The 23,726-nt window shown below is 72.3% G+C and carries 17 protein-coding genes and 1 pseudogene; 13 read left to right on the top strand and 5 right to left on the bottom strand.

All coding sequences use genetic code 11. The annotated features are described in order from the left end of the window. Nucleotides 1-5: 5 nt before the first annotated feature. The 6 genes from AQI95_RS03895 (at nt 6) to AQI95_RS03870 (ending at nt 6,073) form a co-directional block, all read left to right on the top strand. Nucleotides 6-1,013, top strand: a complete 1,008-nt coding sequence (locus AQI95_RS03895) for a Ppx/GppA family phosphatase (protein ID WP_067117356.1) — start codon at nt 6-8, stop codon at nt 1,011-1,013. A gap of 110 nt (nt 1,014-1,123) precedes the next feature. Next, complete coding sequence (locus AQI95_RS03890; RefSeq protein ID WP_067117354.1) at nt 1,124-2,089, top strand: ABC transporter substrate-binding protein; 966 nt, start codon at nt 1,124-1,126, stop codon at nt 2,087-2,089. Further along, on the top strand, nt 2,086-2,886 hold the full coding sequence (locus tag AQI95_RS03885) for an ABC transporter permease (RefSeq protein ID WP_067117351.1): 801 nt from the start codon (nt 2,086-2,088) through the stop codon (nt 2,884-2,886). The genes AQI95_RS03890 and AQI95_RS03885 overlap by 4 nt, the downstream gene beginning before the upstream one ends. Continuing rightward, a complete protein-coding gene (locus AQI95_RS03880) occupies nt 2,883-3,713 on the top strand; it encodes an ABC transporter permease (protein WP_067117348.1) in 831 nt (276 codons plus the stop codon). Before AQI95_RS03885 ends, AQI95_RS03880 begins: the two co-directional genes overlap by 4 nt. Further along, nucleotides 3,710-5,317, top strand: coding sequence for a benzoylformate decarboxylase (gene mdlC / locus AQI95_RS03875; protein ID WP_067117345.1), 1,608 nt, complete (start codon nt 3,710-3,712; stop codon nt 5,315-5,317). The genes AQI95_RS03880 and mdlC overlap by 4 nt, the downstream gene beginning before the upstream one ends. A gap of 3 nt (nt 5,318-5,320) precedes the next feature. Further along, a complete protein-coding gene (locus AQI95_RS03870; RefSeq protein ID WP_067117342.1) occupies nt 5,321-6,073 on the top strand; it encodes an ABC transporter ATP-binding protein in 753 nt (250 codons plus the stop codon). Nucleotides 6,074-6,132: 59 nt separating this feature from the next. On the opposite strand, the pseudogene AQI95_RS03865 reads toward AQI95_RS03870, so the two are convergent. The 3 genes and pseudogenes from AQI95_RS03865 to AQI95_RS03855 form a co-directional block, all read right to left on the bottom strand. Beyond that, nucleotides 6,133-8,765 (bottom strand): annotated as a pseudogene (locus tag AQI95_RS03865) (beta propeller repeat protein). A 105-nt stretch (nt 8,766-8,870) separates the two neighbouring features. Further along, nucleotides 8,871-9,989, bottom strand: coding sequence for a GNAT family N-acetyltransferase (locus tag AQI95_RS03860; protein ID WP_067117339.1), 1,119 nt, complete (start codon nt 9,987-9,989; stop codon nt 8,871-8,873). A 276-nt stretch (nt 9,990-10,265) separates the two neighbouring features. After that, nucleotides 10,266-11,138 carry a helix-turn-helix transcriptional regulator gene (locus tag AQI95_RS03855; protein WP_067118660.1) on the bottom strand — a complete coding sequence of 291 codons (873 nt, stop codon included), beginning with the start codon at nt 11,136-11,138 and terminating at the stop codon, nt 10,266-10,268. 141 nt (nt 11,139-11,279) lie between these two features. Between AQI95_RS03855 and AQI95_RS03850 the strand changes: the two genes are divergently transcribed. The 7 genes from AQI95_RS03850 to AQI95_RS03820 all read left to right on the top strand — a co-directional run bounded on the left by AQI95_RS03850 (nt 11,280) and on the right by AQI95_RS03820 (nt 18,996). Continuing rightward, complete coding sequence (locus AQI95_RS03850) at nt 11,280-11,933, top strand: SDR family oxidoreductase (RefSeq protein ID WP_067117335.1); 654 nt, start codon at nt 11,280-11,282, stop codon at nt 11,931-11,933. Nucleotides 11,934-11,975: 42 nt separating this feature from the next. Continuing rightward, complete coding sequence (locus AQI95_RS03845) at nt 11,976-12,191, top strand: tautomerase family protein (protein WP_067117333.1); 216 nt, start codon at nt 11,976-11,978, stop codon at nt 12,189-12,191. Between the two features lie 278 nt (nt 12,192-12,469). Next, nucleotides 12,470-15,091 carry a glycoside hydrolase family 31 protein gene (locus tag AQI95_RS03840; protein ID WP_067117330.1) on the top strand — a complete coding sequence of 874 codons (2,622 nt, stop codon included), beginning with the start codon at nt 12,470-12,472 and terminating at the stop codon, nt 15,089-15,091. Between the two features lie 130 nt (nt 15,092-15,221). After that, nucleotides 15,222-16,430: a carbohydrate-binding protein gene (locus AQI95_RS03835; protein WP_067117327.1), complete on the top strand. Its 1,209-nt coding sequence runs from the start codon at nt 15,222-15,224 to the stop codon at nt 16,428-16,430. A gap of 111 nt (nt 16,431-16,541) precedes the next feature. Continuing rightward, on the top strand, nt 16,542-17,318 hold the full coding sequence (locus AQI95_RS03830; RefSeq protein ID WP_067117325.1) for a polysaccharide lyase family 7 protein: 777 nt from the start codon (nt 16,542-16,544) through the stop codon (nt 17,316-17,318). 93 nt (nt 17,319-17,411) lie between these two features. After that, the gene (locus tag AQI95_RS03825; RefSeq protein ID WP_067117322.1) at nt 17,412-17,876 is read left to right on the top strand and encodes a hypothetical protein; all 465 of its coding nucleotides are present in this window, start codon (nt 17,412-17,414) and stop codon (nt 17,874-17,876) included. 142 nt (nt 17,877-18,018) lie between these two features. Next, entirely contained in the window at nt 18,019-18,996 is a 978-nt protein-coding gene (locus AQI95_RS03820; protein WP_067117320.1) for an SMP-30/gluconolactonase/LRE family protein, read from the top strand. A gap of 77 nt (nt 18,997-19,073) precedes the next feature. Here AQI95_RS03820 and AQI95_RS03815 read toward each other — a convergent pair whose 3' ends face one another. Together AQI95_RS03815 and AQI95_RS03810 are read right to left on the bottom strand one after the other, a co-directional pair. Then, the gene (locus AQI95_RS03815; protein ID WP_067117319.1) at nt 19,074-22,448 is read right to left on the bottom strand and encodes a pyruvate carboxylase; all 3,375 of its coding nucleotides are present in this window, start codon (nt 22,446-22,448) and stop codon (nt 19,074-19,076) included. 158 nt (nt 22,449-22,606) lie between these two features. Beyond that, nucleotides 22,607-23,497: a hypothetical protein gene (locus tag AQI95_RS03810; protein WP_067117316.1), complete on the bottom strand. Its 891-nt coding sequence runs from the start codon at nt 23,495-23,497 to the stop codon at nt 22,607-22,609. Nucleotides 23,498-23,726: the final 229 nt, after the last annotated feature.

Below are 23,726 nucleotides of genomic sequence, written 5' to 3'. Positions count from 1 at the left end.
CGGCCATGCGGGTGAGTGTGGTGGATGCGGGGTCGAACACGGTTCGGCTGGTGATCGCGGATGTGCGGGGCGGTGTTCCGCTGCCGGTGCACACCGTCAAGTGGAAGCTGCGCCTGTCCGAACACGTCGGTCCGGACGGCACCATCGCCGACGAGGCGGTGGAGCGGCTGGAGAAGGCGGTGGCCGCGGCCGGGGCGACGGCCCGGATGTGGCATGCGCCGGGGCCGCTGGCCTTCGCCACCGCGGTGGTGCGCAGCGCGCCGAACCGGCAGGAGGTGCTGCGCCGGGTGGTGTCCGGGACCGGGATCCGCATGTGCACCCTGCCGGGGGCGACCGAGGCGGAGCTGACCTTTCTGGCGGCCCGGCGCTGGCTGGGCTGGCAGGCCGGCCCGCTCGCGGTGCTCGACATCGGCGGCGGTGCGCTGGACGTGGCCTTCGGCCGGGGCCGGCTGCCCGACTTCGCCGCCGCCCTGTCGCTCGGCGCGAACCGGCTCACCCGGGAGTACCTCGGCCTCCAGGACCCGCCGGGGCCCGCGGAGCTGAAGGAGCTGCGCCGCCGCATCCGCCACGAGCTGCGGGACGTCGCCTCACGGATCCGCTGGGAACGGCCGCGCACCGCCGCGGTCAGCTCCCGTACGTTCCAGCAGCTGGCCCGGCTGTGCGGGGCGCCTCCCGGGCGGCACGGCCCGTTCGTGCAGCGCGAGTTGCACTGCCGGGATCTGCGCGAGGCGGTCCACACCCTCGCCGCGATGCCCGCCGCCGAGCGTGCCCGGCTGCCCGGCATCTCCGCGCCGCGCGCCGCGCAGAGCCTGGCCGGGGCCGTCGTCGGGCACACGGCGCTGAAGCTGATGGGGCTGCGCAGAGCCGTCGTCTGCCCCTGGGCGGTCCGCGAGGGTGTGCTGCTGCGCTATGTCGAGGACGGCGCGGACTGGTGGACGGCCGTCACGGGTGCCGCCGACACCGCGCCGCCGTCCGGCGCGGCAGCCCTGCGCGTCGCCGGTCCACGGGTCTGACCGGGCGCATGGCTGCCCGGGGTCCCGAACTCGCCGCGTATTTCTCCAAAGGCCCCGAAATCCGGCCCGATCTGTAGCGATCATGACAATGTCGGGGTAGTCATGCCCGTATGGCATCACGTCGATCACGTTCGGGAACGAAACGGCTCGCCTCTCTCGTGGCCGCGGCGGCGCTGGTCCTCGTGGGCTGCGACAGCGGCGGCACGTCGGCCGCCGACGGGCGGCAGCAGCTGACCGTCGCGGCACTGCCGCTCACCGACTCCGCCGCCCTCTATCTCGCACGGGACCGCGGGCTGTTCGCCAAGGAGGGCCTGGACGTGCGCATCCAGCCCGTGCAGCAGAGCATCCAGGCGCTGCCCGCCCTGCTCAAGGGCCAGGTGAGCGTGATCGCGAGCGCGAACTACGTCACCTACTTCCAGGCGTACGAGAAGGGCACCCTGGATCTGCGCATCCTCGCCGAGGGCGTCCGGATCGCCCCGCACATGATGGACGTCCTCGTGCCGAAGGACTCCGCCCTGAAATCGCCCGCGGACCTCGCGGGCAAGAAGGTCGCCGTCGCCGTCCTCAACAACATCCAGTCCCTGACCCTGAACGCGATCCTCGACGCCCGGGGCGCCGGGCGGCCCGTCTACCGGCAGATCCTGTTCCCGCAGATGGGTCCCGCCCTGGAGAAGGGCCAGGTGGACGCCGCGCACGTGGTCGAGCCCTTCGACACGGCCGTCCAGGGCGAGTCGGGGGCCCGGGTGCTGCTGGACGGCGGCTCGGGGCCGGCCCGGGGCCTGCCGGCCAGCGGATACATCACCACGGGCGACTTCGTGAAGAAGCACCCCGAGGCGGCGGAGGGCTTCCGGCGCGCCGTCGAGGCCGCCTCCAAGCTCGCCGCCGAGGACCCGGGGGCGGTGCGTACGGAGCTGCCCAGGTACGCCAAGGTGAGCGCCGGCCAGGCCACGTCGATCCATCTGCCGGCCTATCCGGTGAGCGCCGACCCCGCAGCGCTGCGCCGGCTCGTCCGCCTCATGCGCACCGAGGGGCTGCTGAAGAAGGACATCGACCCGGCGCCCCTGCTGGTGAAATGACACGACGTCAGGACTTCCTGCTCGGCGTGCTCGGCGCGGCGGCGGCCTTCGGAGCCTGCGAAGCGGTCTCCCGGGCCGGGATCGTGCGGCGCGCCTATCTGCCACCCGCCTCCGAAGTCCTCGCCCGTGCCGCCCGGTTGGCGGGTGACCGGGCCTTTCTCGACGGGATCGGGGTGACGTTGCGGGCGTGGGCGCTGGGCCTCGGACTCGCCTGCGCGATCGCCGTGCCGCTCGGGCTGCTGCTGGGCGCGGTGCCGGTCGTGGAGGCCGCCGTGCGCGCGTTGATCGAGTTCCTGCGGCCGCTGCCGTCCGTCGCACTGATCCCGCTGGTGTCGCTGCTGCTCGGGTCGGGCACGCGGACGGAGGTGACGCTGATCGCCTACGCCTCGCTCTGGCCGGTGCTGTTCAACACCGTCTACGGCCTCGCCGAGACCGACCCGCTGGCCAAGGACACCCTGCGCGCCTTCGGGTTCGGACGGGTCGCCGTGCTGCTGCGGGTGGAGCTGCCGGCCACCGCCCCGTTCATCGCCGCCGGCGTGCGGATCTCGGCATCGGTCGCCCTGATCCTCGCCGTCGCGACGGAGATCCTCTCCGGCTTCGGGCAGGGCCTCGGCATCTTCATCGCCGAGGCCCAGACGGAGCCGGACGGCACCCGGGACGTGCTGGCCGGGGTGGTGTGGGCGGGCGTGCTCGGGCTGGTGATCAACGGCGTGCTGGTCGGCGCGGAGCGGCGGCTGTTTGCCTGGGCGCGGGAACCGGGCCCGGCGCAACGGAAGCCGGCTCGGAGCCGAGCGTGAGGTACGGACGAGGCTCCGCGCCCGGTGCGCCCCGCGCCACCGCCGTCCCCTTCCTGCTGCGCTGGTCGGTGCTGCTCGTCGCCGCGGCCTGCTGGGAGCTGGCCGCCCGCGCGCGGGGCAGCGTCTACTTCCCGCCGCCGCTGCGCATCGTCCGGCACGCCCGTGACCTGTGGTTCTCCGGGCCCGTCGGCCATCTGTTCCTCACCTCGGCCGCCGTCGACACCATCCTGCCGAGCCTTTGCCGGATGGCGGCGGGGTTCGCGCTCGCCGCCGTCGCCGGGATCACCCTGGGGATCGCGATGGGCCGCTCGCGCCGGGCGTACGCGCTGTGCAACCCGGTGCTCCAGTTCGCGCGGGCCGTGCCGCCGCCCGCGCTGGTGCCGGTGTTCGTCGTCGTCCTCGACTTCGGTACGCCCATGCAGGTGGCGTCGATCGCGTTCAGCGCCGTATGGCCGGTGCTGGTCAACTCGGCCGAGGGCGCACGGGCCACCGACCCGCTGCGGCTGGAGGTTGCGGCCGTGCTGCGGCTGACGGCGCCCGAACGGCTGTGGTTCCTGATCCTGCCCTCGGCACTGCCCCGGATCTTCGCCGGGCTTCGGCTCAGCCTGTCGCTGTGCCTGATCCTGATGGTGTTCTCGGAGCTGCTGCCGGGCAGTGACAACGGCATCGGCTTCACGCTCACCGACGCCCAGACCCGCTCCGACCTGCTCACCGTGTGGTCGGCGCTGCTGCTGCTCGGCGCGCTCGGACATCTCCTCAACACCGGTCTGCTGGCGGTCGAGAAACGGCTCCTCGGGCCCCGTACGTCCGCAGGGAGGACGGCATGACGACGACCACGGTCCGCGACGCGGTCGTACGGCTGCTGCGCGAGACCGGCATGACCACGGTCTTCGGCAACCCGGGCTCCACGGAGCTGCGGATGTTCCGCGACTGGCCGGAGGACTTCACCTATGTGCTGGGGCTGCAGGAGTCCGTCGCCGTCGGGATGGCGGCCGGACACGCCCTCGGCACCCGGCGGGCCGCCTGCGTCAGCCTGCACTCGGCCGGCGGGGTGGGGCACGCGCTCGGCGCGGTGTTCAACGCCTTCCGCGACCGCGTGCCGCTGGTGATCGTGGCGGGCCAGCAGGCGCGCTCACTGCTCCAGCTGCGACCGTTCCTGGGCGCCGACGAACCGGCCGTGTTCCCCCGCCCGTACGTGAAGTCCGCCCGCCAGCCGGAGCGGGCCGCGGACGTGCCGGCCGTGCTCGCCGAGGCGTACCGGATCGCGATGACGCATCCGCGCGGCCCGGTGTTCGTGTCCGTGCCCGAGGACGACTGGGACCGGCCCGCCGAGCCCGTCGCGCCCCGTACGGTGCACTCGGCGTTCACCGCCGACCCCGAGGCCCTCGCCGCGCTCGCCGCGCGGCTGGCCGACAGCGCGCGCCCGGCACTGGTGGTGGGTCCGGGCGTGGACGACGAGGACGCGCTGGAGCAGGTGCGGGCGCTGGCCGAGCGGCTCCGGGCCGGGGTGTGGATCAGCCCGCTCTCGGGCCGCTCCGGGTTCCCGGAGTCCCATTCGCTGTTCCAGGGGTTCCTGCCGCCGGTCGCACGTCAACTGGCCGCGCGCCTCGCCCCGTACGACGTGGTGGTCGCCCTCGGCGCACCGGTGTTCACCTATCACGTGGCGGACGACGGGCCGCCGCTCGCGCCCGGCACCGAGCTGTTCCACCTGGACTGCGACCCCGGCCAGGCCGCCTGGCTGCCCGCCGGCACCAGCCTCGTCACCACTTTGCGGCCGGCCCTGGCCCGGCTGACGGAACTGCTGAAGGAGCCCGACCGCGATCCGCCGCCACCCCGGCCGGCTCCCGCCCCGGCCCGCGCCGAGGGGCACATCACCCCCGAGCTGTTCTTCGATCTGCTGCGCGCCCGGCTGCCGCACGACCGGGTCCTCGTCGAGGAGGCGCCGAGCCACCGCGACGCGCTGCACGCGCGCGTGCCCATCGAGCTGAGCGGAGGCTTCCTGACGACGGGCAGCGGCGCGCTGGGCTGGGGCCTGCCGCTCGCGGTCGGCCGGGCGCTCGCCGACCGGCGCCGGGTGGTGTGCGTGGTCGGCGACGGATCGGCGCTGTACTCGGTTCAGGCGCTGTGGAGCGCGGCCCGGCACGCGGCCCCGGTCACCTACGTCCTGGTGGACAACGGCGGTTACGCGGCCGTGCGCGCGCTGGGCCGCCGGATCGGCGTGGCGCCCGTCCCGGGGACGGACATCACCGGCATCGACTTCGCCGCGCTCGCGGAGTCCTTCGGCTGTCCGGCGGCCCGTGCCGAACACGCCGAGGAGCTGCCGGCCGCGCTGGAGGCGGCCCTCGGCCGCGGCGACGACGCGGGCCCCTTCCTGCTGCACCTGCGGGTCACCGGCAGCGCCGGCACCCTGTACGAGCCCTGGGCGGGGTGAGGGATGCTGCGCCTCGACTCCGTCAGCCGGCACTTCGGCGACCAGCACGTCCTGGACGGCATCAGCCTCACCGTGCCCGACGGGCAGCTCCTCAGCGTGGTCGGGCCCTCCGGCTGCGGCAAGTCCACGCTGCTGCGCTCCGTCGCCGGGCTGCTGCCCGGTGAGGAGGGCACCATCACCCTGGACGGGGCGCCGGTGACCGGGGTGCCGGAGCACCTCGCGGTCGTCTTCCAGGAGTACGGCCGCTCGCTGCTGCCCTGGCTCACCGTCCGCGACAACGTGGCTCTGCCGCTGCGCCGTCAGGGCCTCGGGCGCGCCGCCCGGCGGGCCGAGGCCGAGGCGATCCTCGAACGCGTCGGGCTGCACGGGGTCGCCCGGCGCCGTCCCCGCGAGCTGTCCGGCGGCATGCAGCAGCGCGTCGCCATCGCCCGTGCCCTGGTCTGCCGGCCGTCCCTGATGCTCATGGACGAGCCGTTCGGCTCGCTGGACGCCGGCACCCGGGAGGATCTGGAGGACCTGCTGCTGGAGGTCCACCGCGCGGACGGCACGACCATCGTGTTCGTCACCCACGACATCGACGAGAGCGTGTACGTCGGCGACCGCGTCGTCGTGCTCTCCCCCGGCCCCGGCTCCCGTGTCGTCCGGGACCTGCGGGTCGACCTGCCGGGCGAGCGCGACCAGATCGGCACACGGAGCCTGCCGGATTTCGTGGCGCTGCGCACGGAGGTGGGACGTGCGGTCCGCGGCGGCGGCTGAGCCTCCCGCCGCGGCACGGGTGGCCCCGCAGGACCGGGGCCACCCGGGGCACGCGGCGGTCAGCGCATGTCGCGCACCTTGACGGTGTAGATGCCCCGGCCGTGCGTGGCGGCGTACAAGGTGCCGCCGTCGGGGCTCGTCTTCAGCTGGAGGACCGCGACGGCGGGCAGGCTGCCGACCCGCTGCCACGTGGTGCGGCCCGGCGCGCGGTGGACGACGCCGAGGTCGGTGGCGACGGCGAGGCCGCCGTCACCAGCAGGGAGTTGGCCGGCACGTCGGGGAGGTTCGCCGAGATGTCCTTCCAGGTGGTGCCGCCGTCGGTGGACTCGAAGACGTGGCCGACGCCCGCGCCGGGGCCCTCGGTCCAGTGCCGGGAGAAGCCGTTGACGGCGAGGAAGACGTGGTCGGCGTGGTGCGGGTCGACGGCGAAGCCGCTCAGGTAGCGGTTGGGCACGGTCCCGTCGACGGGCAGGCTGATGTCGTGCCAGCCGCTGCCGTCCGCGTTGCCGACAGCGATGCCGCGGGCGAAGCCCTGGTTGTTGCAGGGGCCGCACCAGGCCGCGTAGATCTTCCCGCCGGAGGCGGCGACGGCGGTCGCGGTGCGGCCGGCTCCGAAGTCGTGCACGCTGGTCCACTCGGAGCCGCTGCGGATGGCGTAGCCATGGGTCTGGACCCAGATGTGGCGGCCGCCGGCGATCCAGGTGTCGCCGTTCCTCAGGTCGGTGGCGAGCGGGGCGATGAAGCGGGCCTCACTCGTGGCGTTGTCGGGCGGGGCGACGGAGTACGAGGTGGCCTTGGTCGGGTCCGTGCTCCAACTGCCGTTGTTCAGCGCGCAGTTCTGGGTGACCTGAACGGCCAGGTAGACGTACTCCTGCGCGATGTCGCACCCGTTCGCCGGGTCGGTGAGCGTGTCGCCGCCGTCGCCGCCGAAGTTCGAGCCCATCACGGTGTCGTTGCTCCGCAGGACGGACTGGCCGTTGTCCTGCAGGCCGCCGGTGACGGACACCCCGCCGTGGTCGAGGTCCTTGCCGATGCCCACGGAGTAGTACTGCAGGGTGTCGATGGTGCCGTCGTTGAGGGACGTCCAGTCGGTGGCATGGCCGGAGCCGTCCTGGGCGCCGTTCACCGGGCGCTTGTAGACGCCGCCGTCGTTGCCGACGTACACGAAGCTCTTGCCGTGGTACTGGCCGATCGCGACGCCGTGCTGGTCGGAGTGGGTGGTCTGGTGGCAGGCGCCGGTCTGCCGGGAGGGGTCGATGCTCCAGCAGGAGAAGGGGAAGTTCCAGTACGGGCCGACGGTCGACCAGCTGCCGCCGCCGTCCTTGGTCTCGTAGACCTCTTCCAGGCCGGCGTACACGTGCTGTGCGTCGCTCGGGTCGACGGCGAGGAACTGGTTGTACCAGGCCTGGACGCCCGGCATGTAACCGGCCGTGGTCAGCGCGGAGTTGTCGGCGGCCAGGCCCTTGTAGTCGGCGATCTTCGTCCAGGGGCCGGCCGGCGAACCGGACCTGGCCACGTAGATGCCTTCCAGGCCGCTGTCCGGGTTGGTGCTCAGCTGCTTCGGGGACTGGTCGATGGCGTAGTAGCGGGAGCCGTCGGCGGAGCGGGCGAAGGTGACGTTGCCGATGTCGTCCGCGTCGGCCGGCAGGTCACCGAGGCCGCCGGTGGTCCGGGTCCAGGCGCCGTTCACCTTGGTGTAGAAGCCGTTGTAGTCGTCACCGCCGCGCCAGCCGACGGCGAGGACCACCTTGGAGGGGTCCGCCGGGTCGATGGCGATGTCGTTGGCGATGTTCTTGTAGGGGGCGTCCGGGTCGCCGGCCTGCGAACCGCCCGGCAGGAAGTCGGGGTTGGGCGCGAACTCCAGCTTCCAGGGGCCGCTCAGCCGCCGGGTGGAGTGGCTCCACACGCCCTCGCTGGTGGCCGCCCACACCGTGCCGCCGCCGAAGCGCAGCTCGTGGATGGTGGTGCTCTCCAGCTCGTCCCCGCCGACCCGGCTGCGCTCGGAGAAGGTGCCGTGGTGCGGGTGGGTGAGGACGTAGACGCCGCTGCCGAGGTAGGCGTCGGAGTTGGTGGTGGCCTCGCCGGTGCCCAGCCAGAGCCGGCCCGCGCCGTCGAGGGCGAGGGCGCCGGTGGACTGGGCGGGCAGCCGGTCGCTGATGGGCCGCCAGTGGCCGCCCCCGGTGCGTGAGCGCCACACGCCGCCGCCGGCGCTGCCCGCGTAGACGTAGCCGTCGTCGTCGGCGGCGATCGCCGCCATCCGGCCGGTGACGTTGCCGCTTCCGCCGCTGGAGTTGGAGTCGACGTCGCGGTAGCGCGGGTCGTCGGAGTCGTACGGCAGGTCGGTGATGTTGCGCCAACTGCCGCCGGTGCTCGGGAGGTTGGTGAGGTCGTGCCAGGCGGCGCCGTACGCGCCCGGTGCGACCACACCCGGTGAGGTGCGGGCCTCGGCGTACTGGTCCGCGCCCTCGGCGATCTCGTCCGCCTCGTTGCCGTCGCCATCGTCCGCCGCCGCATGCGGGGACATGGCGCCCACCGACTGCTCGCGCTCCGCGGCGAGTTGCCGGACGGCGCGGACGCCGAAGGGGCTCGGCGAGTGAGAGGAGGCGGCGGACGGGGGGATCGTGACGAGGGCGGCGGAAGCGGTGAGCGCACAGAGTGTGAACCACCGTCTTCTGCGGGATGGTACGGACACCAGGGACCTCCGGGATGCATCGACACTGCCGACGCAGGAGACCCGACCACTCCGGCGCGAAATCGTCCGCCGCTTGGCGAATTCTTGACGAGAACCTGTCAGTAGCTAGCCGTCCGGGAGGCGGTTCTTCCGGGCGGCCGCCGGCGCACCCTGGACGCGGAGGCGGCCCACCGTCCGCAGCAGGTGGTCGGCGGGATCGCGCAGGCCCGGATGGGCCAGCACCGTGTTGCGCAGCCCGCGGACCGGCCGGCGCCACAACCGCTGGGCCAGCGCCATCGGATGGGCGCGGGCGGCGAAGCCCTCGGCGACCCGCAGTTCGCGGGTCTTCAGCCAGTCCTTGTACTCCTTGTCGCCACGGCCGAGGTCGACCAGGGTCACCCCGGCCCGCGCGGCCGCCTCGGCGGTCCGCAGATGCATCATCAACCCCGGGGAGTAGTAGTGCAGTTCGGGGTCGTACGCGGTGAACCAGGCTGCGAGCACGGTGCTCGACCGGGGGCCGAAGTGGGCCGCCACCGGCCGGTCGCCCGCGTACAGCACGGACAGCACTCCGGTGAAGTGCTCCTCGTGCAGGCGGAAGAGATGGTCGACGAGAGCGACGATCCAGGGCCGGGCGAACCGGTCCATGCGGCCGGTCCTGCGGTACTGCGCGGACTTCCACCGCATGAGCGTGCGCAGGATCTCCGGGTCGCGCTCGTCGAAGACGAACCGCACCTCGCCGACGTCCCGGCCGAGCCGCCGTTCCTTCTTCAGGGTCGTCTTGGCCAGCCCCGGATAGGTGCCGCGCAGCCACTCCGGATAGCCGCCGTCGCCCGGTTTCACATCGATCACCGGCGAGGCGAAGGTGCCGGTCACATGCGGGGCGAACGGCCGCTGCTCCTGGACGAGATGATCGAACTCGAAGATGCTGAGCCCGCAGGCCCGCAGCAGTTCCTCGGCGTTCCAGGTGACTCCGGGCCGGTGCACGAGGGCCTGGCAGTCGGACAGCCCGAGCCCGATGGCCCGTCCGGTGCCGAACGGGCCCCGCTCGTACGGGAAGAAGCCGGCGGGCTCCCCGCCCTCGCGCAGCACCGCCACCCGCGCCCCGGCCCGGTACCGGCCGACGCCGATCGCGAACTCCGGTGCGAGGAAGGGGTTGGCGTACTCGGGCGACTCGTCCATCGCGCGGTGCCAGGCCCCGCGCAGCTCGGGCGTCAGCTCGCCGGGTCTGTGGATGGTGATCTCCACCTCAGTTCGCCCGCCCTTCCGCCGGCTCCACGAGCGGTGTGCCGAAGCCGGCACGGGTCGGTGAGGCGTGTGGATCATGGCTGATGGATCGCATCGGCGATCGCTCCCCCCACGACGCGCCGGGCGCGTCCTGCCACTGGTTCCGATGTGCGCAGAATTCCCCTCCGTGCGCCACTGCCCAAACCTCGCCAAACAGTACGCACTCCGTCAAGGGTGCCTCAGTCGGCGGACGGTCCGCCACGGGTCTGCGGACATCGGTGACAAGTCGTCGGTTCTTCAGCGGGGCCGGTGCCCCAGGCCGTCGGCCGCGGCGCTCAGGTCCTGGGTGCCGATCACCGACAGCAGTTCGAGCTGGGCGGCTCCCTCGGTGCCGGGCGGGGCGCTGAACCACAGCAGCCGCTGGCGGCCGTCCTCGCTGAACAGGCTGTGGCAGTCCAGCTCGATGACGCCGAGCGAGGGGTGGACGATCCGCTTGTGGTCCGTGCGCCGCAGAGCCACCTCCCGCCGCTCCCACAGCTCGGCGAACTCCGTGCTGCGCCGGCGTAGCACGGCCACCAGCCGGGTGGCGTCCGCGTCCTTGGCACGCCGGGCCGCGACCGCCCGTAGGTCGGCGGTGAAGACGCGGGAGTGGTGCGGATGGTCCTCGGCCGGGTACAGGCCGCGGGCGGCGGGGTCGGTGAACCACCGGTACACGACGCTCCGTTCGGGCCCGCGCCCGGTCGGCATCACGCCGAGCAGCGCCCTGGCAAGAGGGTTCTGCACGAGCGGCTCGTGCAGGTCGGTGATGACCTGGGCGGGGGTCGTGGTGAGCCGGTCCAGCAGGCCGAGCAGGGCGGGCTGGACGAGCGCGGTGGGTCCACTCGCGGCGAGCGGCAGCGGGCGCTCGGCGAGATGGAAGAGGTGGTCGCGTTCGTCGCCGCCGAGCCGCAGGGCGCGGGCGAGCGCGGCCAGCACCTGCGTGGAGGGCTGGGCACCCCGGCCGCGCTCCAGCTCGGTGTAGTAGTCGGCCGACAGCCCGGCGAGCTGGGCGACCTCCTCCCGGCGCAGGCCCGGCACCCGGCGGCGGGGGCCCGTGGGCAGGCCGACGTCGGCGGGGCGGACCCGGTCGCGGCGGGACTTCAGGAAGGCGGCCAGCTCGGCATGGTTCACGCCGTCCATCGTCACGCTTCTCGGGACGCGTAGCCAGGGGTCGCCGACCCCAGGGTGAACGCAGCCGTGGTCCGCGCCGGCGCGGCGGCCCAGGGTGGAGTCACGCACCGGGCAGCACGCCCCACAGCCACGGGAGATCCGATGTCCGCCGAACCAACCAGCCCCTCGGCTCCCCGGGTCGCCGTCGTCACCGGAGGCTGGCGCGGCATCGGCCGGGCGACGGCGGCCCGGCTCGCCGCGGACGGCTTCGCCGTGGTGATCGGGTACGCGGGCAACCGCGACCTGGCCGAGGCCGCCGCCCGGGGGATCACCGCGGTCGGCGGCCGTGCGGTCGCCGTGCGCGCCGACATCGCCGACGAGGGGCAGGTCGCCGAGTTGTTCCGGGCGGCCGCGACCGAGTTCGGCGGAGTCGACGTCGTGGTCCACGCGGCGGGCCGGATGCGTCTCGCGCCGATCGCCGAGCTGGACCTCGCGGAGCTGGACACGATGCACCGCAGCGACATCCGGGGCACGTTCGTGGTCGCCCGCGAGGCGGCCCGCACGCTGCGCCGGGGCGGCGCCTTCGTCGGGTTCTCCAGCTCCGTCGTGAGCCTGGCGTTCGCCCCGGGCCCCACGGCCACCGATCTGTTCCTGGACGGCAAGGACGAGGAGACCGTCGCGCGGCCGGCCGCGCAGCCGCCGCTGGAACGCCTCGGCACGCCCGTGGACCTCGCCGACGTGGTGGCCTTCCTCGCCTCACCGGCCGGCCACTGGGTCAACGGTCAGGTCGTGCGCGCCAACGGCGGCATCGTCTGACCCGTCCTGCCGACCGACACCCTCTCACCTCAGGAGTCCTCCATGCCTTTCGCGAACTTCAAGGTCCCCGCCGGATCCCTGGACGACGAGCAGAAGGAGCTGATCGTCACCCGTACCACCGAGTTGTACGTCGAGATCTACGGCGAGCGGGCCCGTGCCGCCACGATGGTCCTGGTCGAGGAGGTCGCCGACGGCGGCTGGGGCATCGGGGGCGATGTGCTGACCCTGGCCGAGCTCCGTCGACCGTCGCGGGATTGACGACCGGCCGATCCCACCCGCATCCGCCCGAGGGTGCGTCGGGTACGTCGGGGGCCGGCCCCTGTCCGCGGGGGGCCGGCCCCCGTCGTGTCCGGCTCGGGTCCCGTACACCCCGCCCTTGACATGAACCTGCGCCAGCCCCGAGTCTTCGTGCGTGAAGTTGCTCGATTGAGGCTTGTTTCAAGCGCATCCGAGCATCAACTGCAAGAACAGTCAGTCCGCAGTGCTGCGAGGGGAGCTGTTCCGCCGTGCAAAGACCACGAAGACTGCGCCACCGTGTGCCATGGCCGGCCTGGGTACCGCTGGGGCTGGCGACCGCCCTGGCGGCGACCGTGCTCTCCGCCCCGGCATCCGCCCAGGCCGCCGCCACCGCCTCCGGTGCCGTGCTCGACCCGGCCCACGGCAGCGTCGGCTGGCAGAGCCCGGTCTACGCCAAGGGCACCGGCGGGGGCACGGAGAGCTGTCCCGACGCCGCCGCCGACCCCGACAACAAGGTCTGCGACCGCTTCGACCTGACCGTCTCGGTGCCGGACGGCTACTGGGACGACAACCCCGAGGGCGGCGTCCCGCTGTCGATCAAATGGGACAAGCCCTCCGACGACTTCGACCTGTACGTGTACGACGACCACGGCAAGCAGGTGGCGTCCAGCGCGGGCACCGCCGACCCGGAGGCCACGGTCGTCCCGCGGGCGTCGGGGACGTACCACGTCCTGGTCGTGCCGTACGACGTGCACGACAACTCCTTCACGGGCACCGCGTACCTGCCCGCGACCACCGACGCGGGCGATCTCACGTCCTTCTCGGGCGGCGACGGCAGCTACCGCGTCGAGGCCGGGCAACTGACGGCGCAGGCAGACTTCCTGACCGATGGTCAGCTCCGGCTCCAGGCCGATCCGTCCGGTTCGCTCAGCGATCCCGCGGGGACCGCGATCGTCCGCAAGGAACCCGCGCTCCAGCGGCACACCTCGTCCTTCGACGCCGGCGACTACTACGGCATCCGCTCCCCGCAGGCCGTGCTGCGGGTGTACAAGAAGCCGCTGCGCTTCGGGCTGTACAAGCCCGACAACCGCACCCGGATCTGGCAGGAGGACAAGCCGCTGCGCTGGTCGACCGGCGGGATGCGGCAGAGCCTGGCACGGGGCGCGGACGAGCAGTTCTTCGGCGGCGGCGAGCAGAACGGCAGCTTCTCGCACCGCGGGCAGACCATGTACGTGTCCAACAGCTTCGACTGGGACGAGGGCGGCTACAACAACTCCCAGCCGTTCTACCTCTCCAGCGCGGGCTACGGCGTCTTCCGCAACACCTTCGCCCCCGGCGTGTACACCTTCGGCCAACCGGTCACCACGGGCCAGCAGGAACGGCGTCTGGACGCCTACTACTTCCTCGGTGACGCCAAGCAGGTGATCGGCAAGTACACGTCGTTGGTCGGCAAGCCGTTCATGCCTCCGGTGTACGGCCTCGAACCCGGCGACTCCGACTGCTATCTGCACAACGCCAACCGGGGCGAGCGGCACACCCTGGACGCGCTGAAGATCGCCGACGGGTACACCGAGCACCAGATGCCGCTCGGCTGGATGCTGGTCAACGACGGCTACGGGTGCGGCTACGAGAACCTGGCGCAGACCGCCAAGGGCCTTGAGGACCACCACGCCCAGCTCGGCCTGTGGACCCAGGACGGCATCGACAAGCTCGCCGAGCAGGTCAAGGCGGGCCAGCGGGTGGCCAAGCTGGACGTGGCCTGGGTCGGCAACGGCTACAAGTTCGCGCTGGACGCGTGCGACGCGGCGAAGAAGGGCATCGAGGACAACAGCGACGCGCGCGGTTTCGTCTGGCTGCCGGTGTCCTGGGCGGGCGCCCAGCGCTGCGGGGTGCTGTGGAGCGGCGACCAGAAGCTGTCCTGGGACTACATCCGCTGGCAGATCCCGACGTACGCCGGGGCGACCATGTCCGGTATCGCCTACAACACCGGTGACGTGGGCAGCATCTACCGCCACGACGCCAAGATGTACGCCCGCGACCTGCAGTGGAAGGCGTTCCTGCCGGCCATCATGACCATGGACGGCTGGGCGAGCGACATCACCACGGGCAAGCCCGCCGATCAGCAGCCCTGGCTGGACGGCGAGCCGTACACGTCCGTCAACCGCAAGTACCTCCAGCTGAAGGAGCGGTTGCTGCCGTACATGTACACGCTGTCCGCCGAGGCGGCGAAGACGGGGGTGGGCGCGGTGCGTCCTCTGTGGCTGGAGTATCCGAACGACCCGGGCACCCTGTCCGACCAGGCGAAGTACGAGTTCCTGTCCGGGCCCGACTTCCTCGTCGCCCCGGTCTACCAGGACTCCGACACCCGCGACGGCATCTATCTGCCCAAGGGCACCTGGACCGACTACTGGACGGGCCGCACCTATCAGGGCCCGACCACGCTCAACGGCTACCACGCCCCGCTCGACACGCTCCCGCTGTTCGTGCGCGAGGGCGCGATCGTGCCGATGTGGCCGAAGGGGACCACGAGTTGGCAGACGAGGGACACCCACGAGCTGGACTGGGACCTGTATCCGGCGGCCCACGGCACGAACCGCTACACCCTCTACGAGGACGACGGGGCGACCCGCGACTTCGCCAAGGGTGCCGCCGCCGCCCAGCAGGTCTCCGTGCGCGCCGACGGCCAGGGGACGACCGTCTCGGTGGGCGCGAGCCGAGGTGACTACGCCGGCAAGGTGGACGCCCGCGGCTACCGGTTCACGGTGCACGGCGACGCGGCGCCCCGGCGGATCCTCCTCGACCGGCGCCAACTGCCCGACTCCGCCTGGTCGTACGACGCCGGCACGCACGTCACGACCCTCACCACGCCGGCCCTGCCGCTGGACCGGGGCTTCACCGTGCGCCTGGTCGACAAGAGGTAAAGGAATCGTATGGTCTAGTCCAAAGAGCGCGTTGGTCTAGTCCAGATTATTGACGTGACCGCAACAGCTCCCGGAGGGTGGGGCTCCCCTGCCCTGGGGACTCCCCACCCCCACCCTCTGGAGGCACGCAGTGAGACGTCTTCGGGCATGTCTGGGCGCGGCGGCGGCCGTCACGCTCGCCGCCGCCGGCACCACCGCGCTCGTCGCGAGCAACGCCTCGGGCGCGACCACCGCGCTCGGCGACCGGTGGTACGCCGCCGCCCCCTATCTGATGCCGCTGGACAACGACCCGCCGGACCCGGCCGCCATCATGGACGCCACCGGTCTCAAGGCCTTCCAGCTGGCCTTCATCCTCGCCCCCAACGGCGGCGGCTGCTCCCCGACCTGGGGCGGCACCGCGTCCGTCGACTCGGACACGGCCGTACAGTCGATGATCAACACGATCCGCGCCAAGGGCGGCGACGTGTCGGTCTCGATCGGCGGCTACGGCGGCACGAAGCTCGGCCAGGCCTGCGCGGACGCCGCGTCCACGGCGGCGGCCTACCAGCAGGTCATCACCAAGTACGGGCTGCACGCCATCGACTTCGACCTGGAGGAGCCGGAGTACGAGAACACGGCGGCGATCCACAACGAGATCGGCGCGGCCAAGATCCTCCAGCAGAACAACCCCGGACTGTACGTCTCGGTGACGACGGCCGGCACCGCGGACGGCACCGGCTGGTTCGGCAAGCAGATGCTGCTGGAGGCGAAGTCGCAGGGCTTCACCCCGAACAACTTCTCCATCATGCCGTTCGACGGCGGATTCAACGGGGCGGCCGGCCAGACCAGCGCGCTGACCAACTTCAACTCGATCCTGCAGTCCACCTTCGGCTGGGACCAGGCCACCGCGTACGCCCATGAGGGCTTCTCCGGCATGAACGGCCGCAGCGACACGGGCGAGATCTTCACCCAGTCCGACTTCCAGACCGTGCTGGACTACGCGACGAGCCACAACATGGACCGGTTCACATTCTGGTCCCTGAACCGTGACCGGCAGTGCACCCCGCCCGACAACGGGGGCCGCACCTCCGGCACATGCTCCAGCGTGGCGCAGAACTCCTGGGACTTCGCCAAGTACTCGGTGCAGTTCGCCGGGGTGACCCCGCCGACCACCACCCCCACTCCCACTCCGACACCCACCCCCACCTCCTGCCAGACCGCCTGGAGCGCATCGGCGGTGTACACGGCCGGCAACGAGGTCTCGTACGGCCGGCACAACTGGAAGGCCAAGTGGTGGACCCAGAACGAGGTGCCCGGCGCCTCGGAATGGGGGCCCTGGCAGGACGAGGGCAGCTGCTGAACCTCTTGACGTGCCTGGTTCAGACCTCTAGCTTCTCGGGTCACCGGCGACCAAGGATGCGTTCAGCGTTCATCATGTTGAACGCATCCTGGTCCGACGAAGGGACCCCCCATGACCCGATCCCGGCTCCTCGCGATGCCGCTCACCGCGGGCCTCGCCCTCACGCTCACCGTGCTCGGCGGCACCGGCGCGAGCGCCGCCGATCCGCATGTCGCGCCCGGCGGCAACTTCGACCTCTCGGTCTGGGAGCTGCAGGAGCCCGTCGGCTCCCCCGGCCACCCGACCACCATCGCCTCGTCCAGGCTCCAGGGCGCGAACGGCTACCAGGACGCGTACTTCTACACCGACACCCGCGACGGTGCGATGGCCTTCTGGGCGCCCGAGAAGGGCGTCACGACGCCGAACTCCAACTACGCCCGTTCCGAGCTGCGCGAGATGAACCGCGACGGCAGCGCCGCCGACTGGGCGCTGTCCGGCACGCACAAGATGAGCGCGACCCTGCGCGTGGTGTCCGTGACGAAGAACGTGTGCGTCGGGCAGATCCACCTCGGCACCGGCGGCTCCTCCACCAAGCCGCTGTTGGAGCTGTACTACCACGCGAACGGCGACATCGTCCTCGGCACGGAGAACTCGCCCTCCGGCGGGCAGACTCCGCACACCGTGGGCCATGTGTCGATCGGCAAGACCTGGAGCTACACCATCGCCGTCTCGGGCGGTGACACCATCGACCTGACCGTCAACGGCACCACCACCCACTACGGCATCCCGTCGTCCTTCGACCAGTACAAGCAGTACTTCAAGGCCGGCTCCTACAACCAGTCCTCGTCGGACAGCACCACCAACGGCGCCCGTGTCGCGTTCTACGGCCTGACCGTCAAACACGGCTGACACGCGGCCCGACCTGCGCGACTGGTGCAAACGGCCGTAGGGTCGTAGCGTCGAGAAGACGCGGTCGGACACAGCACAACGGTGGGAGCGGCCATGCGCGGATCAGTGATGGGAACGGCGGTCACCCTCGCGGCGGGAACGCTGCTGGCAGCGGCGATGACGACGACGGCGGCAGCCAGTCCGCCGACCGCGGCCTCCACACCCGCCAAGGCCTCGCCGGCACCGACGGTGCTCGTCGACTGCTACTTCCATCGCAACGTCCGCCCGGAGGACTTCATCCTGGCGTGCGGCGACGGGAACAGCCGGCTGATCGATCTGCACTGGACCGAGTGGGGTCCGGACGGGGCGAAGGCCATCGGCGTGAACATGGTCAACGACTGCAAGCCGTACTGCGCGGCCGGGACGTTCCACGCGTACCCGGTCGTCATCCGGCTCAACGGCCAGCAGAAGTGGCACAGGCATCCTTCCTTCCAGCGGTTCGCCGACATCAGCCTGACCTACACCGGCGGTCGGCCGGACACGTTCAAACAGGTCGTGACCTACCCGCTCTGGGACTGACACCCTGACACCCCCTCCGGCGCCGGTCGGTGGTCCGCGCGGGCGACATTGCGCCCCGACGCTCTGGACCGTCGACCCGCGCCCCGTCATGTTGGTGTGACCTTGTCCGCGGCGCCCCGCGCGCCGTCCCAAAAGAGGTCACATGCCCCGTCTCCCTCAACTGGCCGGTGCCGCCACGGCCGTGCTCGCGCTCGGCCTGGTCGCGGCGGCCCCGGCCGCCGGCCAGGAACCCCCTGGCGACGACGCACACGTCGTCGCCCACTTCGATCCGACCCTCGGCCAGACCCCCGACAACATCGCGCTCGACCGTGACGGCTCCGCCGACCTGACCCTCGCCTTCGCCCGGCAGGTCGCCCATGTCGACGCCGACGGCACCACCCGGATCCTCGCCACGCTGCCGGACGTGCCCGACCCGTCCACCCCCCTGGTGCACAGCGCCGTCGTCACCGGAATCGCCCGCGCACACGACGGCACGCTGTACGTCGGCTACGCCACCGGCACCAGGAAGACCGGCATCTGGCGCCTGGTCCCCGGCGAGGAACCCGAGCAGATCACCGAATTGCCGCCGACCGGGTTCCCCAACGGCCTGGTTCTCGACGAACAGCGCGGCGTCCTCTACGCCACCGACTCGGTCCTCGGCACGGTCTGGCGACTCCCCCGGCAGGGCGGCCCGGCCACGGCGTGGGCGACCGGTCCGGCCCTCGATCCGCTCCCGGATCCTGCCCGCGGCTTCGGCGTCAACGGCGTGAAGATCCGCCGCGACACCGTATGGGTGTCCAACAGCGACCGAGGCACCCTGCTGCGCATCCCGGTCCGTGCGGACGGCTCCGCCGGTCCGGTCGAGACACGGGCCACCGGGCTCGCCGGCATCGACGACTTCGCCTTCCTCGGCCCCGGAACGAGCGTGCTGGCCACGGCCGACACCGCCAATTCCCTGGAGCTGGTGGGTCCGGACGGCGCCACCACGACCGTCCTGTCCGCGCGGGACGGGCTGTCCAACCCGACGGCCGTGGCCGTGAGCGGCCGGACCGTGTACGTGGCGAACGCGGCCTACTACACGCAACGGGACCCGAACCTGCTCCTCGCTCACCTGCGGAGCACTCCGCGGGAAGCCGGATGACGGGCAGACCGTGAGCAGGGCCGTGCCGTGCCCGAACCGTGGGCACGGCAATGCCCGTACCTCGCGTCGGCGGTACGTCAGGCCAGTTCGACCAGCAGGTCGCCGCCCTCCACCTGCTGGATGCGGTTGATGGCCAGGCGGGAGACGCGGCCCGCCCGGGGGGCGGTGATGGTGGCCTCCATCTTCATCGCCTCGATGGTGGCGACGGTGACACCGGCGGCGACCTCGTCGCCCTCGGCCACCGCCAGGGTCACCACGCCGGCGAACGGCGCCGCCACATGGCCGGGGTTGGCGCGGTCGGCCTTCTCCGTCACCGGTACGTCCGAGGCCGCAGCCCGGTCGCGCACCTGGATCGGCCGCAACTGGCCGTTGAGCGTGGACATCACGGTGCGCATCCCGCGTTCGTCGGCCTCGCCGATCGCCTGCAGCTCGATCAGCAGCCGGACGCCGGGCTCCAGATCGACGGCGTACTCCTTGGCCGGGCGCAGACCGTAGAAGAAGGCCTTGCTGTCCAGGACGCTGGTGTCGCCGTACGCCTGGCGGTGGGTGTCGAACTCCCGCGTCGGGCCGGGGAACAGCAGCCGGTTGAGGGTCGCCCGGGTGTCCTTCGCGAGGCCCTCGCGGTCCTCGGCGGACAGTTCGGGCGCGGGCTTGGGCGCGGCCCGGCCCTTCAGCGCCTTGGTGCGGAACGGCTCGGGCCAGCCGCCGGGCGGGGTGCCCAGCTCACCGCGGAGGAAGCCGATGACCGAGTCCGGGATGTCGAACCGGTCGGGTGTCTCCTCGAAGGCCTTCGGGGAGACACCGGCGCCGACCAGGTGCAGGGCGAGGTCGCCGACCACCTTCGAGGACGGGGTGACCTTCACCAGGCGGCCGAGGATGCGGTCGGCGGCCGCGTACATCGCCTCGATGTCCTCGAAGCGGTCGCCGAGGCCGAGCGCGACGGCCTGGGTGCGCAGGTTGGAGAGCTGGCCGCCGGGGATCTCGTGGTGGTAGACCCGGCCGGTCGGGGAGGCGAGGCCCGCCTCGAACGGGGCGTAGACCTTCCGGACGCCCTCCCAGTACGGCTCCAGGTCGCCGACCGCCTGCAGATCGAGGCCGGTGGGGCGGTCGGAGTGGTCGGTGGCGGCGACGAGCGCCGACAGCGACGGCTGCGAGGTCGTACCGGCCATGGAGGCCACCGCGCCGTCCACCGCGTCGGCGCCCGCCTGGATCGCGGCGAGGTAGGTGGCGAGCTGGCCGCCGGCCGTGTCGTGGGTGTGCAGATGCACGGGCAGGTCGAACTCGCGGCGCAGCGCCGAGACGAGCTTGGCCGCGGCCGGGGCCCGCAGCAGTCCGGCCATGTCCTTGACGGCGAGTACGTGCGCGCCGGCCTCGACGATCTGCTCGGCCAGGCGCAGGTAGTAGTCGAGGGTGTAGAGCCGCTCGGACGGGTCGCCCAGGTCGGCTGTGTAGCAGAGGGCGACCTCGGCGATCGCGGTGCCGGTCTCGCGTACGGCCTCGATGGCGGGGCGCATCTGGCCGACGTCGTTGAGGGCGTCGAAGATGCGGAAGATGTCGATGCCGGTGGCGGCGGCCTCCTGCACGAAGGTGTCGGTCACCTCGGTCGGGTACGGGGTGTAGCCGACGGTGTTGCGACCGCGCAGCAGCATCTGCAGGCAGATGTTGGGCACGGCCTCGCGCAGGGCGGCCAGCCGCTCCCAGGGGTCCTCGGCGAGGAAGCGCAGCGCCACGTCGTAGGTCGCGCCGCCCCAGCACTCCAGGGACAGCAGCTGCGGCAGGGTGCGGGCGACGACCGGGGCGACGGCGAGGAGGTCCTTGGTGCGTACGCGGGTGGCGAGCAGGGACTGGTGGGCGTCGCGGAAGGTGGTGTCGGTGACGCCGGTGGTCGGCGACTCGCGCAGCTGCCGGGCGAAGCCCTCGGGGCCGAGGTCGACGAGCAGTTGGCGGGAGCCGGCCGGGGGCTCGCCGGCCGGCAGCGGCGGCAGCTTGGTGACGGGGTCGAGCAGGTCGGGGCGTTCGCCGTGCGGCTTGTTCACGGTCACGTCGGCGAGGTAGGTGAGCAGCTTGGTGCCGCGGTCGGCGGAGGAGCGGGCGGTCAGCAGATACGGGCGCTGCTCGATGAAGGAGGTGGTGACCCGTCCCGCCTGGAAGTCGGGGTCGTCCAGGACGGCCTGCAGGAACGGGATGTTCGTGGCCACGCCGCGGATGCGGAACTCGGCCACGGCACGCCGGGCGCGGCCCACGGCGGACTTGAAGTCCCGGCCCCGGCAGGTGAGTTTGACCAGCATCGAGTCGAAGTGCGCGCTGATCTCCGTACCGGCGTGGGTGGTTCCGCCGTCCAGGCGGATGCCGGAGCCGCCCGGGGAGCGGTAGGCGCTGATCCGGCCGGTGTCCGGGCGGAAGCCGTTGGCCGGGTCCTCGGTGGTGATGCGGCACTGCAGGGCGGCGCCGCGCAGGGTGATGGTGTCCTGGGCGAGGCCGAGGTCGGCGAGGTTCTCACCGGCGGCGATGCGCAACTGGGCCTGGACCAGGTCGACGTCGGTGACCTCCTCGGTGACCGTGTGCTCGACCTGGATGCGCGGGTTCATCTCGATGAAGACGTGGTTGCCGTCGGGGTCGAGGAGGAACTCCACGGTGCCCGCGTTGCGGTAGCCGATCTCGCGGGCGAAGCGGACGGCGTCGGCGCAGATGCGGTCGCGCACCTGCGGGTCGAGGCCCGGCGCGGGCGCCAGCTCGATGACCTTCTGGTGGCGGCGCTGGAGGGAGCAGTCGCGTTCGTAGAGGTGGATGACGTTGCCCTCGCCGTCGGCGAGGATCTGCACCTCGATGTGGCGCGGGTCCACGACGGCCTTCTCCAGGAAGACGGTCGGGTCGCCGAAGGCGGAGGCTGCCTCCCGGGAGGCGGCCTCGATGGACTCGCGCAGCTGGGCGGGATCCTCCACCCGGCGCATGCCCCGCCCGCCGCCGCCCGCGACCGCCTTCACGAAGACGGGGAAGCCGATCTCCTCGGCGGCGCGCACCAGTTCGTCCACGTCGGTCGAGGGCTGGGAGGAACCCAGTACGGGTACGCCGGCCGCGCGGGCGGCGGCGACCGCGCGGGCCTTGTTGCCGGTCAGCTCCAGGGTCTGGGTGTCGGGGCCGACGAAGGTGATGCCCGCTTCCTCGCAGGCGCGGGCCAGTTCGGGGTTCTCGGACAGAAAGCCGTAACCGGGGTAGACGGCGTCGGCGCCCGCCCGGCGGGCGGCGCCCACGATCTCCTCGACGGAGAGGTAGGCCCGCACCGGGTGCCCCGGCTCGCCGATCTCGTACGCCTCGTCGGCCTTCAGCCGGTGCAGTGAGTTGCGGTCCTCGTGCGGGAACACGGCGACGGTGCGCGCGCCGAGTTCGTAGCCCGCCCGGAACGCGCGGATCGCGATCTCTCCACGGTTGGCGACCAGCACCTTGCGGAACATCCTGGATTCCCTTCAGCTGCCTGCCGGCGACGAACACCATGGTGTCAGCCACGCCCTGCCGTACCTCGCGGCACACCTTAGGGTGTGCCCGCGCGTGTCGACGTGCGAAAACCATCACATTGACGGAGTGGGCCGCGCCACAGTCCGGTGCGCGGGGGTCAGCGTTCCAGGGACGTCATCGCCGCGTCCTGGGCGCGGCCGGCGGCCGGCGGCGGGGGCACGGACCCGGCCGGGGCGGGCACCGGGCTCGCCGGCGGCCCGGCGGTGCCGGGAGCCGGGGACGTCGACGGCTGCGCGAGCGCGTATCCGCGTTCCGGGATCCGCAGCAGGGACCGCAGACGCGCCTGGAGGCGTGGGCGGTGGCCGTGCAGGAGCCCGAGGACGATGGCCGAGCCCACCGCGATCAGATGCTCGCGTCCGGCGAGGTTGGGGACGGCGATGGACTCCCACACCATCGAACCCCCAGTCAGGGTGAACACCACGGGCGCGCGTCTGACCACGGCGAGATAGGTGAACAGGCCGACGACGGCCGCGGAGGGGCCGGTGTCGAGGACGTGCGCGCAGTCGGGCGGCAGCCCGAGGCCCCACCAGCCGGGACCCATCGCGATCATGACACGGGCGGTGAGGGTGCCCGCCACGGTGGTGGCGTAGGCGATCGCCAGGGTGCGGGCCCGGCCCAGGACGACTTCGGCGAGGGCGAAGGCGAGGAACAGCTGGGTGATGCCCGCCCACACGGGCAGGTCGAGCGCCGGGACGTACAGCGACACGGGCGTGCGCAACAGGGAGAGCCAGAGCGGCAGATCGGCCCGGACGCCGCCGAGCCGCTCCACCCATGTCGCGCCGAGCGGGTGCTGGGCGATGTCGTGGAAGAAGACGACGCCGAACGCGGCGACGAATCCGAGCAGGAGCCCGAAGACTCCGCGGCGCAGGAGGCGGCGCACCGGGTCGACGACGATCGAGTGCCACTCGGCCCACAGGGTGCGCCCGGTGAAACGGGCGAGCCGTGCGGGCAGCGAGCGGCACCACGGGATGCGCCCTTCAGTCGTCATGAGGCACGGCAGCCCATCGCCTTCGGCTCACCCGGCATCTCCATCGCCCCCTCCACCCCGCCGCCGGCATTCCGGTCGCGGGGCACTTTTCCGTCATCCACCCGTTTGAGCGATCATCGTATAGATGGACGGATCTTGCTCCGTCGGGGGCCGGGCGGTCCGGAAACCGTCGTTCGTGGGCTGGTCGTGCCGCGGTTGTGCCGACATGCGCCCGATCCCTCCCCGGGTG

Source organism: Streptomyces yokosukanensis (assembly GCF_001514035.1).
In the GTDB taxonomy this organism is placed as follows: Bacteria; Actinomycetota; Actinomycetes; order Streptomycetales; family Streptomycetaceae; genus Streptomyces; species Streptomyces yokosukanensis.
Note: the sequence above shows the minus strand (reverse complement) of the source record. Positions and strands in the feature narration are given on the sequence as shown.

What these genes read in the sequence shown, in the direction of transcription:
- AQI95_RS03895 (WP_067117356.1), top strand. Translation starts at nt 6, where the DNA reads ATGCGGGTGAGTGTGGTGGATGCGGGGTCGAACACGGTTCGGCTGGTG.
- AQI95_RS03890 (WP_067117354.1), top strand. Translation starts at nt 1,124, where the DNA reads ATGGCATCACGTCGATCACGTTCGGGAACGAAACGGCTCGCCTCTCTC.
- AQI95_RS03885 (WP_067117351.1), top strand. Translation starts at nt 2,086, where the DNA reads ATGACACGACGTCAGGACTTCCTGCTCGGCGTGCTCGGCGCGGCGGCG.
- mdlC (WP_067117345.1), top strand. Translation starts at nt 3,710, where the DNA reads ATGACGACGACCACGGTCCGCGACGCGGTCGTACGGCTGCTGCGCGAG.
- AQI95_RS03870 (WP_067117342.1), top strand. Translation starts at nt 5,321, where the DNA reads ATGCTGCGCCTCGACTCCGTCAGCCGGCACTTCGGCGACCAGCACGTC.
- AQI95_RS03850 (WP_067117335.1), top strand. Translation starts at nt 11,280, where the DNA reads ATGTCCGCCGAACCAACCAGCCCCTCGGCTCCCCGGGTCGCCGTCGTC.
- AQI95_RS03845 (WP_067117333.1), top strand. Translation starts at nt 11,976, where the DNA reads ATGCCTTTCGCGAACTTCAAGGTCCCCGCCGGATCCCTGGACGACGAG.
- AQI95_RS03830 (WP_067117325.1), top strand. Translation starts at nt 16,542, where the DNA reads ATGACCCGATCCCGGCTCCTCGCGATGCCGCTCACCGCGGGCCTCGCC.
- AQI95_RS03825 (WP_067117322.1), top strand. Translation starts at nt 17,412, where the DNA reads ATGCGCGGATCAGTGATGGGAACGGCGGTCACCCTCGCGGCGGGAACG.
- AQI95_RS03820 (WP_067117320.1), top strand. Translation starts at nt 18,019, where the DNA reads ATGCCCCGTCTCCCTCAACTGGCCGGTGCCGCCACGGCCGTGCTCGCG.
- AQI95_RS03815 (WP_067117319.1), bottom strand. Translation starts at nt 22,448, where the DNA reads ATGTTCCGCAAGGTGCTGGTCGCCAACCGTGGAGAGATCGCGATCCGC.
- AQI95_RS03810 (WP_067117316.1), bottom strand. Translation starts at nt 23,497, where the DNA reads ATGACGACTGAAGGGCGCATCCCGTGGTGCCGCTCGCTGCCCGCACGG.